Genomic DNA, 16,270 nt, shown 5'->3' on the forward strand with positions numbered 1-16,270 from the left:
GCGAGGAGGAGGCGACGAGCAGTCGTTTTAAACCATGCCGGTGGTGTCGAATCGCCGAAGCTGTGGATAAGTCAGTGCTAGCCCGGGCGTCGAGCCGCTCACAGCTCGACGGCAAAGCCTTTCAAGCCCAGGTGGTCGGCGAACTTACCGACGGCCGTCAGGCTGGCCCAGGTACGCACCGTCTCGCGCCGCGAGTGCACCGGCACGAGGCGCGCAGCCGGGCCGCCCAGGCCAGCCCCCAGGCTGGGCCGCCGTTGATGCGGCCGACCACCACCTCTCGCCGGACTCAAGTGTAGGGGCCATTTGAACATAGCGCGCGTTATTCGTAACGCGGCGAGCTTACAGCCCGCTTTCTCGCAGCAGATGCTCTCGGGTTTTCTTCAGCGACTTTTTGCCCAGGTGATACTCAACGTATTGATCATTGCCGTCGCGGCGGTCGAACAGACCCAGCAACACCCAACCTTCGCGCAGCAACTCGTTGGCCTGCGCCTCGACGGTCTCACGCTTCAATTCGGTAATGTCCTGCAGGTCCTGCGTGTAGGTCTCTCTCATGAGAACGCTCCTTGTATGGGACTTGCAGTGTAACCAGCCGCCAAGCCGCGAGGGGATTCCTTTCAGGGGGAAAAGTTTTTCCGGTTAGGGGCAAAGTTTTTCCGGCGCTTGCGTCAGTAATGACCCAGCAGCGGATTACTCTGGCGTCATCAGGACTGCCAGCGTCATCTTGATGAACTCCTCGTTACGATCAATGGTGGTCAAGGCGCCGCGCACATTATCGGCGACCTCGCCTGACCCGCGCTGCGCCACCCAGTTGGTGAGTTCCATTATGGCGGCTTCGAGGGCAAGTTGGTTTTCATTGATCTTGAAGAGTAGGGAAGGGAGCAGGTCTGAGTTGGGCATCGCAAATCCTCCGTGAAGAGTCCAGCCTAGCAGTCAAAAATCAGCGCGGCGACGGTTTGCGGAAAGGCCGCACAAAGCCCGCTATCGACCTCATTGCAGACCCGCCTAGATCAAAAGCTGTTTCTGTAGGCCCACAGTGAACTGAAACTGAATTTTGTGATATCAAAGAGCTCTCGCAGAATGGATAGGGGTGGGCGGTAGGTGCTTACCTCCCTCTTCAAGGAAAATAGGGATAGAGATGCTCCTCGCAAAGAACTGTTTCACCAAGGACAACCTGAAAACTAGAAAAACGATAAAGTTGGGTACATTGTATGAGTATAGAAAAATCGAAAGTGCTCAGATCGTCGATAAGGGTGAAGGCAGTTACACTTTTTTGCTGAAGTTTGACGGAACAGTTGAGATTGAACGACGCTGGTTCAGTCTCATGTTTCAAGGTGCGATCGGCTTCGGTGGTGGTCATTACCCACAAATTCCAGGAGGTACTAGCGCGCTCATTCATCGACTTGAATTGGTTGATGGTAATGAACAGTTCATCAGAGTGCGAAATTCAAGCGCAAGCATTCATCGAGAAGCGCTAAATGGATTCATTTTTTGCATGTCTCAAGTTAGGAAGTTGCGAGATGCTGTCGGGTTGTTTCCCGACTACGATGATTGTTGGTATATGACCGCATCAAAAGCTCATGACGTAGCAGTAGCGCTTTCAGTACTGCTACGGGACCGCATTACCTCTGGGCGTCATTCAGGTAATCACATAGTGGATCCACACATTTCATTAGTAAATTTGTCGATTAACTGTCGACATGAACCAGTGTCTTACCTAAGTCGTGAGATTCATATTTCAGATGCTAGCGTATTCACCGCAGATCACTTTATGCGCAAAGTCTGGGATATGGCGTTCGTAAAGCCACCCTCTTTCTTGGCAGAGAGGGAATATCGGTTCAGTTTCACAATCGTGGCGGAAGGAAAGATCCTTGAGCCTATTGTGGATAATGTGATTTTTGAATGCTGAACAACTTGTAGATTGGGCGTTATGATCTTTGATTGATTGCGTAGCATTCATTAACTAGAAGAAATTTAAGAACTCGATGCTTTCCGCAATCGTCTCAATCTCCGTTGCGGCGCCTTAGCGGCGGTTCTGGGTCGAAAGCTGCTGTCCGTGAGTGACTGCTTGGGGACTTCCCGCAGGGCATGAAGGAAAATGTCAGGGTTCGCTGTTTGGCAGCGTTCCTGCAATTGAAGATCTGCGTGTGCTAAAGTCCTGTTCTAACGCTTAATGACATGGATTTTATATGATTGATTTCAATAAGGCTTTTGGTGTCACAAAAGAATCGGAAGATAAAGACAAACCCCAAATTGTTATTTACAAATCCAAGGAAGAAGCCGAAGCCGAAACGGGTTATTTTTCGATTGGTTCTATTGTTGTTAAAGCTAGACTTGGTGATGCGATTCGCGCGTTTGTGACTGGTAAAGGGCTAGTCACATACATGCGCGAAAATAAAAGAAAAACCTCAAACAATTTTTATACGTTAAAGTTTACTCTTAAGCTTTACTATATAAACCCGCATAGCAACAATGGTACTAAATATGGGTATATTGATGGAGTGGGTCATCAGGGTAATTTCAAATCTCTAATGAAAGGCAATACCTTTCGTCGGGTAGATAAATTTGGTGAGTCTGAGTCGGTTCACTACGGTCCTTCGTCGGAAACAGTAGCTAAGTACGATGAGGTTTTTGAAAAAACCCCTGATTTAAAACAGCTTTATTTTTGGATCTGCCAGAAATATCCAGCTGAAATTATTGATATGTCGTACACAAGAATAAAACCCTCATACCTGAACGAAACTGAATTGAATGAGGACGGAGATTTTGCATATGGTGACGAATTTGATTGATTAAACATCAAGCGTGTTTTTTTGTAATTAAATCCTCAAGATCGTTCTTTTGGTCGTTCAAGGCTTGGAGCGCCAGAATCGCATGTGGTGACACGGTTTCGTGAGTCATAGACAAGACGATTGCAGTGACCAAACCCATCTCAACACACGCCAGAAGGGAGCACTCATAGCCGTAGTTTCCGACCGCATAGAGCCCCACATTTTCGAACCGGGTGAATCCCACTTCATCGTCAAACATGCGGGTGTGAAGGGTGACGGTCTTGGCGTTTGGGTGAGCGCCAAAGTCGATGGAGCTTTCGTATAGCTCGTACATCCATGCGCCTAGCTTCGGATCATGTTCATCGACCAGCTTTTGTGCGGCTTTGATCGGGGACTGAAAGGCTTTCTTGCAAGCTCTGAGGTCATCAATTGAGCTGTTTCGCTTCAACCATATCTCTGACAGGGTTTCGTCTTTGCTCATGATGAGCGCGTAGCAAGCTGTCTCCAAGGCTGTGCGAAGCATGGGAAAGACGCCACCAGCGTGACCTGTCATGCCAATCCTGAACGAGGTCATTAGCAGGAATCGGGAATTGATACGCATGGAGTGAATGACCAGATCGTCAGGTAAGACGTTTGAGCCGCTGACGTGAGTTGTCAGGAAGGAATCAAGGTCGTCCATCATGTCTATGAACGGCGAACCTGCTGCAAGGATCTCGTCCAGATTCTCGGTTCCGGCAGCCAGGTAAGCGCGAAAAGAATCATCACCATTGCTGCTGAACATTACCGACCCTCACGATGATTGTTTTTGAAATCAGCCTTGTACTGCGCTGCCTCTTCTTCGATACGTTCAACCGTCCAACTAGCTTGCAGCCGGAGCGTTCAAGTAGAGCCGTGAGGCGTTAACCTTTTCAATTTCGATGGTGATGAATGATGTGGACGCCCGATGACCGCTTCTGGCCAATTGCTGCCTATCATCAATGGGAGTATCGACCTCTGGGAAGCCCCAGACTACCTAACCCTGCTAAACATCAACTGAGGACGATTCGGCGTCAGTGGCATGAAATCGTACTGGTAAGAGAAATGCAAAAAGCCCCGCCCAAAAGGTATCAGGTGGGGCTTTCTTTGGACTAATTCGAACTGCCTAGCTTCCGTTTAGGCGAGGTAAAATCCTGTACCAATTTTTGTACCAATACATAGGTTTTTATGCGAAAAGCGGTGTTGGCGGACGTACCAACCCCCCGTTTTGATTGACCCTAGCGACCTAGAAGACCCCCCCTTACATGGCGGTGTAATTCTGTTCCAGGGACATGAAACTACCTGTGGGATTTTACGCAAAGGGCAAGGGTACGGTGGCGGACACGGCGCTGCAAGCGTGAAGCGACAGCTTTACTCGTCGCGGCCTTCCATCATGGTTCGTTTAAGCATCACATAAACAGCGCCGGCGCCGCCGTGCCTGGCCTGGCACGAGGTGAAGCCGAGCACTTGGGAATGCTGGCGCAGCCAGGTGTTGACGTGGCTTTTGATCATTGGGCGCTTACCGTCCAGACGCACGGCTTTGCCGTGGGTGACGCGCACGCAGCGGATTTCGAATTTGGTCGCTTCGGCCAGAAAGGCCCAGAGGGTTTCCCGGGCCTTTTCCACGTTCATGCCATGCAGGTCCAGGCTGCCTTCGAACGGAATCTGTCCGATCTTGAGCTTGCGCATCTGGCTTTCCTGGACACCGTCGCGTGCCCACATCAGCTCGTCTTCCGGGCCGACGTCGATCACGAATTGATCGGACAGGCCGTCAACGGTGGTGGCATCGGTGCGCACGGTGGCGGCCTGACGCAGCTTGGCGATCTGCGCGCGGTCAGCTTTGGGTTTGCCGGTTTCGGCGCGATCGTGCTTGATCGGCTTGACGCCTTGGATCGCGCTTTTGAACAGGGAAAAATCGTCGTCTTGCATGTCAGCCTCCGCGAAGGGCGGCCAGTTTACCCAACTCGAGACGAATGAGGCGCGAGAAAACGCTAAGCGCTCGGCTCAGTCGTGTTTTTTCATCAGGTGCGGGGAGATGTTCAGCTCGCGGGATTGACGCGAACGGCGCCGGCAACGACGCCACAGCCACACGCCGATGTACAGCACGAACAGGCCGATCACCAGAATCACCGCCGAACCGGTCCGGTTGGTGTTCAACTCCCCCAGGGCGGGTGCGTGGCCGAGCAGGCTGGCTGCGCCGGCCATGGCGAGCAATACGCCGCACATCGCCAGCAACGCCGCAATCGCTGCGCCGATTCGAAAACGCCAGTTGCGTTGGCCTTTGGGCCGCAAGCGGCGAGCGTCAAAACCATCGGATAACTTCATTCCGACCTTCCTCAATGGGTATCGGCCCTTCGACCGGGAGTTGACCGGGATGTTCCTGAGGCTAAGACAATTACAGCAAATGATAGGCTTTTACGGATGAGCGGCGGCAGGCACCGCTCACCGAAGGTCGATCAGATCAGCTCTTGCGTCAGTGCAACGACTGCAAAATTGTCCGCCATGATTGCCATTTCGGTCTGTTGAACGTGCTCGGCGCTGAGGACCTTGCCTTTGTAGGGCAAATCGCGGGTAGCGCAGGCGTCTTCAACAAGAGTGCAGCGAAAGCCCAGGTTTTTCGCCGCACGCACGGTGGTGCTGACGCTGGAGTGGCTCATGAAGCCGCAGACGACCAGGTCCACCGAGCCCAGTTCTTCCAGGCGCTTTTTCAGGTCCGTGCCATGGAATGCACTGGGCAGGATTTTTTCAATTCTGATTTCGCCGTCCAGCGGCTCCAGCCCGGGAATGAATTGCCCGCGCTCGCCACGTGGGTCGAACAGCCCACCGACCGTGCCGAGATGGCTGACATGCACAATTGGCCGGCCGGCTGCACGGGCAGCGGCCACCAGTTGCTTGATGTTCGCGACGGCAGCATCCATGCCGCTCAGGGCCAGCGGACCACTGAGGTATTCTTTCTGGGCATCGATGATGACAAGGGTCGCGTGACCCAGTTTGGCTGCTGCGTAACCGCGGCCGCTGAGTTGAAACATCGTTTGTGGAACGGACATTCTGGGGCTCCTTCGGGTGGGGCTTTTGCGACATTGTCCTCTGGCTGAGCGCTTCTGTGAATCGCTACTATCGTAGGCGCCGTCGTTGCTGGCCCGTAGCCTTGTCAATAGGCCCGTTTTGTTCAATGGTCAGTCGATAAAATAGAATAGTCCTACATTTGCCTCGGCGTGTTTCCCGCGTCGTCGCGGCGCGTTTTGGCTGTTAGAATCGCCAGTCGTTTTTTCTGGAGTTTGCCCGCCGTGATCACTTCCCGCCTTCGTACCCTGCGCGACCATATTCGTTGGGCCGTCAGCCGCTTCCATGGGGAGGATCTGTTTTTCGGCCATGGGACCGACAACGCCTGGGACGAAGCCCGTCAACTGGTGTTGGGTGCCTTGCACTTGCCGTGGGAAATGGCCGACAGCTACCTCGACTGCAATCTGGAAGATGACGAGCTGGTCAATCTGCAACGCCTGCTCAAACGTCGCATTGAAGAACGCATTCCTACGGCTTACCTGTTGGGTGAGGCGTGGTTCTGCGGCATGTCGTTCATCGTCGATGAGCGCGTGTTGATCCCGCGTTCGCCCATTGGCGAGCTGATCGAAAAACGTTTCGAACCGTGGCTGGGCGCCGAGCCTGCGCGGATTCTCGACTTGTGCACGGGTTCCGGCTGCATTGGTATCGCCTGCGCCTACGAATTCCAGAACGCCGAAGTGGTGCTGGCCGATCTCTCGTTCGAGGCGCTTGAAGTCGCCAATCAGAACATTGAGCGCCACGGCGTCGATGAGCGGGTGTACACGGTGCAGGGCGATGGTTTCGATGGTTTGCCGGGGCAGCGTTTCGACCTGATCGTGTCGAACCCGCCTTACGTCGATGCCGAAGATTTTGCCGACATGCCGGACGAATACCAGCACGAGCCGGAGCTGGGCCTGGCCTGCGGTGATGATGGCTTGAACCTGGTGCGGCGGATGCTCGCCGAAGCGGCGGATCACCTGACCGAGAAGGGTTTGCTGATTGTCGAGGTGGGCAACAGCCAGGTTCACGTCGACGCGCTGTACCCGGAAGTCGACTTCGCCTGGCTCGATTTCGAGCGCGGCGGGCATGGCGTGTTCATGCTGACGGCGCAACAGTGCCGCGATCACCAGGCATTGTTCGCTTCCCGGGTCTGACCTTCGGACGCCTTCGCGGGCAAGCCTCGCTCCTACAGGTTTCACGTTTGCCACATTATTTGGGCACGACACAACACCTGTGGGAGCGTGGCTTGCCCGCGAAAGCCGCGCCACGGTCTCAAGCCTTCAACGGTGCGTCGCAATCCAGATCAACAACCCCGCCTGAAACACCGCAAACGCCACCAGACAGGTAATGGTAAAGCGCAACCCCGCGTCTTCACGCTTGTACTTGCTGACTTTTTCTTCGTGTTTCTTCAGCTTCACTTCCTGCTCGAGCAGATTCTGCTCGGCCTGCTGGAGCATCTGCGCCGCCTCGAGGATTTCCACCACCTGCAGTTTTTCGCTGTTCCAGTCACCCAGCAGGTCGCTGACCTGTACCTCTTTGACGCTGCCCTTCAAATGCTGGGCGTCGGCGTAGACCACGTCGAAACCGTGCATCCGTAGAAAGTGATCGCGGCGCAGGCGCGTGTCTTCGTTCAGCGCGTCCTTGTTGTTCAGGTCAGTGCCGTCGACGGTGTAGCCGGGCCATTTCTTCTTCGCCCAGGTCACCCCTTGAGCCGCCATGTACCGCCCGATGCCACGGTTTATCGGTTCGATCTGCAAGCCGCTGTCGGGACCGAAACGTACGCGTTTTTCGGCGTGATCGACCCACATGTCCAGATGATTCTGTTCCTTGCGCACGCGCTGGCCGGGCAGGGTGATGCTCATGCGCAGCAGGCTGTGTTCCTTGTCGTTGCGCTCGGCGTAACCGAATTCGACAAAACGCAGTGGCCGTCCACCGGTGTTGCGGTCGGTCTGCAACGGCGCCAGGCGGAGCATCTTGTGGTGCTCGGCGTGGACGTCCGCCCACGGCAGCTCGACCGCCGGCGGTGCTTCTTTTTCAGCGGTGGTGTCGGGTGAAGTCTGGGTATCGGTCATAACGGCGAGGTCCTGTCCAAGCGCTGCTTGCCGCCAGCCATAGCGCTGGCGACAAAGGCTTATCGGCCGTTTTTTTCAGGACTGGAGTGTAATCAACGCTTAACTGGGACGAAGTCCGTCAATAAACCCGAGGATTCGCGAGCCCAGTTCGGCCGCCAGCGGCAGTTGTGGGTCCTTATAAGAAGCCAACTGCCGTTTGACATCGTTCGGCACGATGCGCATGACGTGGTTCATGCCTTCGATCAACGCCAGTTCGGCGTCCGGTTTGGCCGCCTGGAGCAGTCGGGCGTCACCGACACCGACCTGGATGTCGTTGCTGCCCTGGATGATCAGCGCCGGCATTTTCAATTTGGCGAACGCCGCTGCCGGATCCTGGCGGAACAGCGAAATCAGGTACGGCTGCACACTCGGGCGGAAAATCACCTGCAGTTGCGGCGGCACGTTGTCGTCAGTGCGACCGGCCTTGAGGCTGTCGAGCAGCTCATTGCTGCGCAGCAACAGGGGCGGTGGCAGGCGATTGCTCAGTTGCTGGCGCAGCACCTGATCGATCGGCCGGGCGCTGCCGGACATCGAAATCACCGCCGCCGCATCGAGACTCGGCGCCGCCAGGCTGGCAATCAAGGCGCCTTCGCTGTGCCCCAGCAGAATCAGCTGGCCAAAGCGCGGATCGGCTTTGAGTTTCTGACCCCAAGCCTCGGCGTCGGCGACATACGCTTCCACCGACAGATTGCGCTCGTCCGGCGTGGCCGCCAGGCTCGCCGCCACGCCACGCTTGTCGTAGCGCACGCTGGCGATGTTGTGTTTGGCCAGCACCCAGGCCAGTCGTTTGAGACTGTCATTGCGCCCGCCGTCGGGGTTATTGCCGTCACGGTCTGTAGGACCGGAGCCGGAAATGATCAGGACAACCGGCACAGGCTGGTCGGATTTGGGCAGCAACAGCGAGCCGAAAAGCTCCCCGGTGCCGGTATCCAGACTGATCGGCCGTTGCAGGACAGTGGCCTGCACAAAGCCGGTAAACAAGGTAAGGCTCAAGGCTAGAACTCGCAGCATCATCACGCCATCATGAACAAGATGCCGGTTGGACTCACGGGCACCCATAAGGTTCGAGGATGAACTACTTGGGTAGCCTGCGTATACTGGCGCGCATTACGTATTCAGGTTCATTTCACGGAGCGTCCTGCATGTCCGGCAATACCTACGGCAAGCTGTTCACTGTCACCACCGCGGGCGAGAGCCATGGTCCGGCGTTGGTCGCCATTGTCGACGGCTGCCCGCCGGGTCTGGAGATTTCCCTGGAGGATTTGCAGCGCGACCTCGATCGCCGCAAACCCGGCACCAGCCGCCATACGACCCAACGCCAGGAAGCCGACGAAGTCGAAATCCTCTCCGGCGTGTTCGAAGGTCGCACCACCGGTTGCTCCATCGGCCTGTTGATCCGCAACACCGACCAGAAGTCCAAGGACTACTCGGCGATCAAGGATCTGTTCCGCCCGGCCCACGCCGATTACACCTACCACCACAAATACGGCGAGCGCGATTACCGCGGTGGCGGTCGCAGTTCGGCCCGTGAAACCGCGATGCGCGTGGCCGCCGGAGCGATTGCGAAGAAATACCTGGCCACCCAGGGCATCGTCATTCGTGGCTACATGAGCCAGCTTGGCCCGATCGAAATCCCGTTCAAGACCTGGGATTCGGTCGAAGAAAACGCCTTCTTCAGCCCTGATCCGGACAAAGTGCCGGAGCTGGAAGCCTATATGGACCAGCTGCGTCGCGACCAGGATTCGGTCGGCGCGAAGATTACCGTCGTCGCTGAAGGCGTGATGCCAGGCCTCGGCGAGCCGATTTTCGACCGTCTCGACGCCGAACTGGCCCATGCGCTGATGAGCATCAACGCGGTCAAAGGTGTGGAAATCGGTGCAGGTTTCGCCAGCGTTGCCCAGCGCGGCACCGAACACCGCGATGAAATGACCCCGGAAGGTTTCCTCAGCAACAACGCGGGCGGCATTCTCGGCGGCATTTCGTCGGGTCAGCCAATCGTTGCGCACCTGGCATTGAAGCCAACCTCGAGCATCACCACGCCGGGCCGTTCAATCGACATCCACGGCAATCCGGTGGAAGTCGTCACCAAGGGCCGTCATGACCCATGCGTCGGCATTCGCGCCACGCCGATCGCCGAGGCGATGATGGCCATCGTGCTGATGGATCACCTGCTGCGCCACCGTGGGCAAAACCTTGACGTGCGCGTGAGCACGCCGGTGTTGGGTCAGCTTTAATGGCTGACCTGACGGCCGCTGCGGTCTGACACCGTGGCGGCGCTCCCGTACTGGCGGCTCTCCAGTTTCTATCTGTTCTATTTCGCCTTGCTCGGTTCGACAGCGCCGTTTCTGGCGCTGTACTTCGATCACCTGGGCTTTTCCAGCGCGCGCATCGGCGAACTGGTGGCGATCCCGATGCTGATGCGCTGCGTGGCGCCGAACCTCTGGGGCTGGCTCGGTGACTACACCGGCCGGCGCCTGGCCATCGTGCGCTTCGGTGCGGTCTGTACGTTGTTGACGTTTTCGCTGATTTTCGTCAGCAAAACCTACGCCTGGCTGGCGATGGTCATGGCTCTGCACGCCTTCTTCTGGCACGCGGTACTGCCGCAATTCGAAGTCATTACCCTGGCGCACTTGAAGGGGCAGACATCGCGCTACAGTCAGATCCGCCTCTGGGGTTCGATCGGTTTTATCATCACCGTGGTTGCGCTGGGCCGGTTGTTTGAATGGCTCAGCCTCGACATTTATCCAGTGGCGCTGGTATTGGTCATGGCCGGAATCGTGGTCAGCAGTCTGTGGGTGCCGAATGCTCAACCGCCACAGAGCGACCGGGTGACGGGAGAAGGTTTTCTCAAGCAATTGCTCAGCCCGGGTGTGTTGGCGTTTTACGCCTGCGTGGCGCTGATGCAGATGAGCCACGGTCCGTATTACACCTTCCTGACCCTGCACCTTGAGCGACTCGGTTACAGCCGTGGATTGATCGGCATGCTCTGGGCGGTCGGCGTGGTCGCCGAAGTACTGATGTTCCTGGCCATGAGCAAGATCCTCGCGCGTTTCTCGGTGCGTCGGGTGCTGCTGGCGAGTTTCCTGCTGACGGCGCTGCGCTGGTTGCTGCTCGGTTCGTTTGCCGAATTTCTCTGGGCGCTGTTGTTTGCCCAAGTGTTGCACGCGGCGACATTCGGCAGCTTTCATGCGGCGGCCATTCAATTCGTGCAACGTAGTTTCGGCGCGCGCCAGCAAGGGCAGGGCCAGGCGCTTTACGCAGCACTGGCCGGCATCGGCGGCGCCTTGGGGGCGTTGTATTCCGGCTACAGCTGGAATGCGCTCGGCGCGACATTGACCTTTAGTATTGCAAGCCTCGCAGCGTTCGCGGCAGCCGTTATCATTGCGACCTGTATGCAAGAGGACAGCGCTTGAGCGATACGCTGCGCCAGATCGAGGCCTTTGAATTTTTGTTCGAGTGCGAGTTGAAGACGCGCTCCTTCTTGAACCGTTAAGGAGTTGCCGCCATGAGCAGCCTGTCCGTTTATCACCTCTCCAGCCCTGAACTACCGAACAAGGTGCTGACCCATTTCGAAGACATCGCCTCGACGCTGGCCGAGCAGGGCGTGCGCTTCGACCGCTGGCAAGCCGCCGCGAAGATCCAGCCGGGTGCCAGCCAGGAAGACATGATTGCCGCTTATCAGGCGCCAATCGACAAGCTGATGACCGAGCGCGGTTACCTCGGCATTGACGTGGTCAGCCTCAACAGCGATGACCCGCAAACAACCGAGTTGCGTGCCAGGTTCCTCGACGAACACCACCATGGCGAAGACGCAGTACGATTTTTCGTCGCCGGTCGTGGGTTGTTCAGCCTGCACATCGACGATTACGTCTACGCCGTGCTCTGCGAAAAAAATGACCTGATCATCGTGCCGGCCGGTACGAAGTACTGGTTCGACATGGGCGAGCATCCGCACTTTATAACGATCCGTCTGTGCAAAAGCCCTGAAGGCTGCGAGGCCAACTTCACCGGCGATGACATCGCCAGCCGCTTCCCGCTGCTCGAAGACTGAAACCACGACGCCTCACCTGTAGGAGCAGGTAAGGGTTTGCGGGATTGCAGAAACAACTCAGGCCGTGAAGCGAAAGCTTGCACGGCCTGTTTGTTTGCAGCGTGGAACGGTTTATGCCGAGTGGTAGGTCGGCAATGCAAACCGCTGCTGGCTTTGCAGCATCGAGATCTGTGGCAGTTCGCTGGCCTGTTCGGCAAGGTCACGGCGAATCGCGCTGATCACCCACGACAGCTGGTCACCAGCATGCAATTGCTGATAAGAAATCGAGCGTTTGAAGACTTTACCTTCGCTGCTGCGCAGGGTCAGCAGAATGCCACCGTCAGGTCGTGCCTGGGTGGTCACGTCGAAGTTGGAGAACAAGGACGAAAATTTTTCTTGGATCAGGCTCATGTCTGTCAGCTCCGTTAGCTCTTGAATGGCAAGCATGCAGAGGTAGTTGCAGTGATTGTGCCAGCACCTGATTTTTTAAAAATCCTTACAAATCAATAAGATAGTTTTTCACTGTTTTTTTACTTTCGTGCAATCTGCATGAAAGGCCATCGTGCATCCTGCATTTTGCGTGGTCGGTGAAGATTGGATGGAACCAATTGGCCGGGCGGAGGTTCACGTTACCCGCCGCCTCGGCCGCGGATACAAAACATTTCAAAAACCGCGTGTACAGCTCAAGAACCGCTGACGTATTTTCGGGATCAATCACCGCCGCCCGACAATAAGAACATCGAACGGGAGCCACATGAGCCGCACGCCGAACGACACGATTACCTGGGGCATGATGCTCCGCAAGCTGCCTTCCATTGCCAAAACCATTCCCCGAGTGGTGAAAGGCATGAAAGTCGCCAACATCAAGGACCCGACCCAACCGTGCGGCCTCGGCTGGAGTTTCGAGCAAGCCACTTCGCGCAATCCCGATGGCCCGGCGCTGCTGCACGGTGACGTGCTGCTGACTTATGCACAGGTCAACCAGTGGGCCAACCGCATCGCTCATCACTTGATCGCCCAAGGCATTGGCAAGGGCGATGGGGTCGCGGTGTTCATCGAGAACCGCCCGGAACTGTTGGTGACGATTTTGGCGGTGGCCAAGGTCGGTGCGATCAGTGCCTTGCTCAATACCTCGCAGACCCGCGATACCCTGGCGCACAGCCTGAACCTGGTGGCGCCAGCGGCGATCATTGTCGGCGAAGAGCTGGTCCCGGCGTTTACCGCGGTTCGCGATCGAGTGTCGATCGAGGCATCGCGCACCTGGTTCGTTGCCGATCAAGACACCTACACCTACCCGGGTATTGCGCCCGACGGTTTCATCAACCTGATGACTGCCAGTGTCGACGCTCCCAGCGACAATCCCGCCAGCAGCCAGCAGGTTTTCTTCGACGATCCTTGCTTCTTTATCTACACCTCGGGCACCACCGGCTTGCCCAAGGCCGGCATCTTCAAGCACGGCCGCTGGATGCGCAGCTCCGCGAGCTTCGGCATGATCGCGCTGGACATGCGCCCCGAGGACGTCGTCTATTGCACCTTGCCGCTTTATCACGCCACCGGGCTGTGCGTGTGCTGGGGCTCGGCCATCAGCGGCGCCTCGGGGTTTGCCATCCGTCGCAAGTTCAGCGCCAGTCAGTTCTGGAACGACGTGCGCAAATACCGCGCGACCACCCTCGGTTACGTCGGCGAATTATGCCGCTACCTGGTCGATCAACCGGCCAGTGCTGACGACAGCAAACACAGCGTGACAAAAATGATCGGCAACGGCCTGCGGCCCGGCGCGTGGAGCGAGTTCAAGACGCGGTTCGGGGTTAACCACATCTGTGAGCTGTATGCCGCCAGCGACGGCAATATCGGCTTCACCAACATTCTCAATTTTGACAACACCGTCGGTTTTTCCCTGATGTCATGGGCGTTGGCGGCGTACGACCACGACAGCGGCGCACCGATTCGCGATGCCAAGGGTTTCATGCGCAAAGTCGCCAAGGGCGAGCAGGGGCTGTTGCTGGCGAAAATCGACGACAAGGCGCCGCTGGACGGCTACACCGATCCGCAGAAGACCGAAAAGGTTGTGCTCCACGACGTGTTCGAGAAAGGCGATCGCTACTTCAACACCGGCGACCTGCTGCGCAACATCGGTTTTGGTCACGCGCAGTTCGTCGACCGCTTGGGCGACACCTATCGCTGGAAGGGCGAAAACGTCTCGACCACCGAGGTCGAGAACATCCTCCTGCAGCATCCGAATATTTCCGAAGCCGTGGCCTACGGGGTGGAAATCCACAACACCAACGGCCGCGCCGGGATGGCCGCGATCACGCCTGCCGAATCCCTCGCGACCCTGGATTTCAGCGAACTGCTGGCCTTCGCCCGTCAGCAAATGCCTGCCTACGCAGTGCCGTTGTTCCTGCGGGTGAAGGTAAAAATGGAGACCACCGGAACCTTCAAATACCAGAAGACCCGCCTCAAGGACGAAGCCTTCGACCCGAATAAAACCGGTGACGATCCGATCTATGCCTGGCTGCCGGGGACCCAGACTTATGTGCAGGTGACCGAGCAGCTGCTGGCGGACATTCAAAGCGGCAAGCACCGTTATTGAATGTGGCTATGGCCGTCCATGAGAAAAAAGGAGTGACAGTGTCGGGGCTGCTCGGGAAACTGTCGGCTTTCCGATTGACCGAATGATGGAGTCCCTCATGTCAGACCAAAGCCGCCAGATGACCCCCGAAGAAGCCGCTGAATTTGCCGAACAGGTATTCAACAAAGCGCGCGAGGGTGATGCGGCCATGATGGCTGCGCTGCTGACCAAGGGCCTGCCGCCGAACCTGCGCAATCACAAGGGCGATACCTTGCTGATGCTGGCCGCGTACCACGGACATGTCGAGACCGTGAAAGTCTTGCTGGAACACAAGGCCGACCCGGAAATCCGCAACGACAACGGCCAAAGCCCGATTGCCGGCGCGGCGTTCAAGGGTGACCTGGCGGTGGTCAAGGCGTTGGTCGAAGGGGGCGCGCAAGTGGAAGGCTCGTCGTTCGACGGCCGTACGGCGCTGATGATGGCGGCGATGTTCAACCGCGTCGAAATCGTCGACTACCTGATCAGCAAGGGCGCCGACCCGAAAGCCAAGGACGCCAATGGCGTCTCGGCGCTGGATGCGGCCAAGACCATGGGCGCGGTCGATACCACCGCGCAACTCGAGAAACTCTAGGCCTGATTCTGTAGGAGCGGGCAAGCCTCGCTCCTACAAGGTAATGGTATCCTTCGCGCCCTAAATTTTCCCTCGTTACAGGATCTGCCCCTCATGAAAGCCGCACTCATCGAACTCATCAGCAAAATCAGCTCCGGGTGCATGAGCGACGACGAAATCCTCAAAGTCGCTGACGAAGCGGCCCAGGCCTACGCCGATCCAGAGGCTTTTCTGACGGCCAATCCAGACATCAACTACGACGACACCTTCCCGATGCCGTTGGGTGAATGGGTTGTGGTCGGCAGTTTGCCCGAGACGGTGTTGTTCCAGGCCGACACCTACACGGACTTGTTCGCGCAGATCGTCGCCTCGTTCGGCCCCGGTGTTGATTTCAACATCAAACCCAAGCAACTGGCCAAGACCGAAGCCCTGACCGCGCTCAATCGCATTCAGGTGCAGATGAGCAGCATGAACAAGGAAAACGGCGGCTACGTGCTGATGAACTTCAGCCAGTTGCTCGACGATGAACTGCAAGTGGTGCTGGTTTTCGGCAACGACGTGCCGCGCGTGCTCGAGTTGTGCGCCGAAGTCGGCATCGCCGCCGCGCCTTCCCTGGAAGCCTTGAAAGTGGCGATCCACGTTTGATGGAATAAAACGGAACCCTTGCCATGGCCGGCTATCCTAAGAGGGCAAACCACTCTTAGGGAGCGTCACCATGGGTTCCACGTTCAACGGCCTGATTGGCCTGATCATTCTTGCCCTGGACATCTGGGCAATCATCAACGTCCTGAAAAGTGGCGCCGACACCGGGATGAAAATCGTCTGGGTGCTGCTGATCCTGTTGCTGCCAGTCCTCGGCCTGATCATCTGGGCCATTGCCGGCCCACGAGGCAACGTGCGCATCTGACAAACGAACACACCGCCCCTGTAGGAGCGAGCGATGCGGCGACCCGACTTGCCCGCGAAAAACGATGACGCGGTCTTTCTGTTAAATCGCGGTATCGTTCTTTGCGGGCAAGTCGGGTCACCGCATCGCTCGCTCCTGCAAGTCATACCGGTAATCCGGTTGAACGATCAGTCAGGGTAAAAGTCCAGATAGTTGTAAGCCCATTTGCGGGTTTG

At 57.0% G+C, this 16,270-nt stretch carries 20 protein-coding genes and 1 pseudogene; 11 read left to right on the forward strand and 10 right to left on the reverse strand.

The window, feature by feature from the left end:
• Positions 1–98 precede the first annotated feature (98 nt).
• The 3 genes from ACA057_RS09035 to ACA057_RS09045 form a co-directional block, all read right to left on the reverse strand.
• Positions 99–290 carry a hypothetical protein gene (locus tag ACA057_RS09035; RefSeq protein WP_497347616.1) on the reverse strand — a complete coding sequence of 64 codons (192 nt, stop codon included), beginning with the start codon at positions 288–290 and terminating at the stop codon, positions 99–101.
• Positions 291–339: 49 nt separating this feature from the next.
• Complete coding sequence (locus ACA057_RS09040; protein WP_497347618.1) at positions 340–552, reverse strand: hypothetical protein; 213 nt, start codon at positions 550–552, stop codon at positions 340–342.
• Positions 553–687: 135 nt separating this feature from the next.
• Positions 688–897, reverse strand: a complete 210-nt coding sequence (locus ACA057_RS09045) for a hypothetical protein (protein ID WP_497347620.1) — start codon at positions 895–897, stop codon at positions 688–690.
• Positions 898–1,135: 238 nt separating this feature from the next.
• On the opposite strand from ACA057_RS09045, the gene ACA057_RS09050 reads away from it, so the two are divergent.
• A complete protein-coding gene (locus ACA057_RS09050; RefSeq protein WP_497347622.1) occupies positions 1,136–1,906 on the forward strand; it encodes a hypothetical protein in 771 nt (256 codons plus the stop codon).
• A 280-nt stretch (positions 1,907–2,186) separates the two neighbouring features.
• A complete protein-coding gene (locus ACA057_RS09055; protein ID WP_497347624.1) occupies positions 2,187–2,789 on the forward strand; it encodes a hypothetical protein in 603 nt (200 codons plus the stop codon).
• A 7-nt stretch (positions 2,790–2,796) separates the two neighbouring features.
• On the opposite strand, the gene ACA057_RS09060 is transcribed toward ACA057_RS09055, so the two are convergent.
• The 4 genes from ACA057_RS09060 to ACA057_RS09075 form a co-directional block, all read right to left on the reverse strand.
• Entirely contained in the window at positions 2,797–3,549 is a 753-nt protein-coding gene (locus ACA057_RS09060; protein ID WP_497347626.1) for a hypothetical protein, read from the reverse strand.
• 605 nt (positions 3,550–4,154) lie between these two features.
• On the reverse strand, positions 4,155–4,712 hold the full coding sequence (locus ACA057_RS09065) for a Smr/MutS family protein (protein WP_059404684.1): 558 nt from the start codon (positions 4,710–4,712) through the stop codon (positions 4,155–4,157).
• A gap of 75 nt (positions 4,713–4,787) precedes the next feature.
• Positions 4,788–5,108 carry a hypothetical protein gene (locus ACA057_RS09070; RefSeq protein ID WP_497347628.1) on the reverse strand — a complete coding sequence of 107 codons (321 nt, stop codon included), beginning with the start codon at positions 5,106–5,108 and terminating at the stop codon, positions 4,788–4,790.
• A gap of 131 nt (positions 5,109–5,239) precedes the next feature.
• Entirely contained in the window at positions 5,240–5,830 is a 591-nt protein-coding gene (locus ACA057_RS09075) for a cysteine hydrolase family protein (RefSeq protein ID WP_497347630.1), read from the reverse strand.
• 240 nt (positions 5,831–6,070) lie between these two features.
• Between ACA057_RS09075 and prmB the strand changes: the two genes are divergently transcribed.
• Complete coding sequence (gene prmB / locus ACA057_RS09080; RefSeq protein WP_497347632.1) at positions 6,071–6,979, forward strand: 50S ribosomal protein L3 N(5)-glutamine methyltransferase; 909 nt, start codon at positions 6,071–6,073, stop codon at positions 6,977–6,979.
• Positions 6,980–7,105: 126 nt separating this feature from the next.
• On the opposite strand, the gene ACA057_RS09085 is transcribed toward prmB, so the two are convergent.
• A complete protein-coding gene (locus ACA057_RS09085) occupies positions 7,106–7,897 on the reverse strand; it encodes a hypothetical protein (protein WP_497347634.1) in 792 nt (263 codons plus the stop codon).
• 99 nt (positions 7,898–7,996) lie between these two features.
• Entirely contained in the window at positions 7,997–8,995 is a 999-nt protein-coding gene (locus tag ACA057_RS09090; RefSeq protein ID WP_497347636.1) for an alpha/beta hydrolase, read from the reverse strand.
• A gap of 83 nt (positions 8,996–9,078) precedes the next feature.
• On the opposite strand from ACA057_RS09090, the gene aroC reads away from it, so the two are divergent.
• The 4 genes and pseudogenes from aroC (at position 9,079) to ACA057_RS09110 (ending at position 11,987) form a co-directional block, all read left to right on the forward strand.
• Positions 9,079–10,170 carry a chorismate synthase gene (gene aroC / locus ACA057_RS09095; protein WP_401358106.1) on the forward strand — a complete coding sequence of 364 codons (1,092 nt, stop codon included), beginning with the start codon at positions 9,079–9,081 and terminating at the stop codon, positions 10,168–10,170.
• A 33-nt stretch (positions 10,171–10,203) separates the two neighbouring features.
• Positions 10,204–11,349: an MFS transporter gene (locus ACA057_RS09100; RefSeq protein ID WP_497347639.1), complete on the forward strand. Its 1,146-nt coding sequence runs from the start codon at positions 10,204–10,206 to the stop codon at positions 11,347–11,349.
• Positions 11,325–11,429 (forward strand): annotated as a pseudogene (locus ACA057_RS09105) (methylthioribulose 1-phosphate dehydratase); the annotation flags it as partial. The gene ACA057_RS09100 and the pseudogene ACA057_RS09105, both read left to right, overlap by 25 nt.
• Positions 11,430–11,441: 12 nt before the next feature.
• Positions 11,442–11,987 carry a 1,2-dihydroxy-3-keto-5-methylthiopentene dioxygenase gene (locus ACA057_RS09110; RefSeq protein ID WP_497347641.1) on the forward strand — a complete coding sequence of 182 codons (546 nt, stop codon included), beginning with the start codon at positions 11,442–11,444 and terminating at the stop codon, positions 11,985–11,987.
• Positions 11,988–12,098: 111 nt separating this feature from the next.
• On the opposite strand, the gene ACA057_RS09115 is transcribed toward ACA057_RS09110, so the two are convergent.
• Entirely contained in the window at positions 12,099–12,377 is a 279-nt protein-coding gene (locus ACA057_RS09115) for a DUF3509 domain-containing protein (RefSeq protein ID WP_497347643.1), read from the reverse strand.
• A 343-nt stretch (positions 12,378–12,720) separates the two neighbouring features.
• Between ACA057_RS09115 and ACA057_RS09120 the strand changes: the two genes are divergently transcribed.
• The 4 genes from ACA057_RS09120 (at position 12,721) to ACA057_RS09135 (ending at position 16,055) form a co-directional block, all read left to right on the forward strand.
• Positions 12,721–14,559 (forward strand): long-chain-acyl-CoA synthetase, encoded by a 1,839-nt coding sequence (locus ACA057_RS09120; protein ID WP_497347645.1) that lies wholly within the window; start codon positions 12,721–12,723, stop codon positions 14,557–14,559.
• A gap of 97 nt (positions 14,560–14,656) precedes the next feature.
• Positions 14,657–15,169 carry an ankyrin repeat domain-containing protein gene (locus ACA057_RS09125; RefSeq protein WP_497347647.1) on the forward strand — a complete coding sequence of 171 codons (513 nt, stop codon included), beginning with the start codon at positions 14,657–14,659 and terminating at the stop codon, positions 15,167–15,169.
• 93 nt (positions 15,170–15,262) lie between these two features.
• The gene (locus tag ACA057_RS09130) at positions 15,263–15,793 is read left to right on the forward strand and encodes a hypothetical protein (RefSeq protein ID WP_497347649.1); all 531 of its coding nucleotides are present in this window, start codon (positions 15,263–15,265) and stop codon (positions 15,791–15,793) included.
• A gap of 70 nt (positions 15,794–15,863) precedes the next feature.
• Positions 15,864–16,055, forward strand: a complete 192-nt coding sequence (locus ACA057_RS09135; protein ID WP_253438614.1) for a PLDc N-terminal domain-containing protein — start codon at positions 15,864–15,866, stop codon at positions 16,053–16,055.
• The last annotated feature ends 215 nt before the right edge of the window (positions 16,056–16,270 follow it).

The sequence above is a fragment of the Pseudomonas sp. LBUM1661 genome (genome assembly GCF_059695925.1).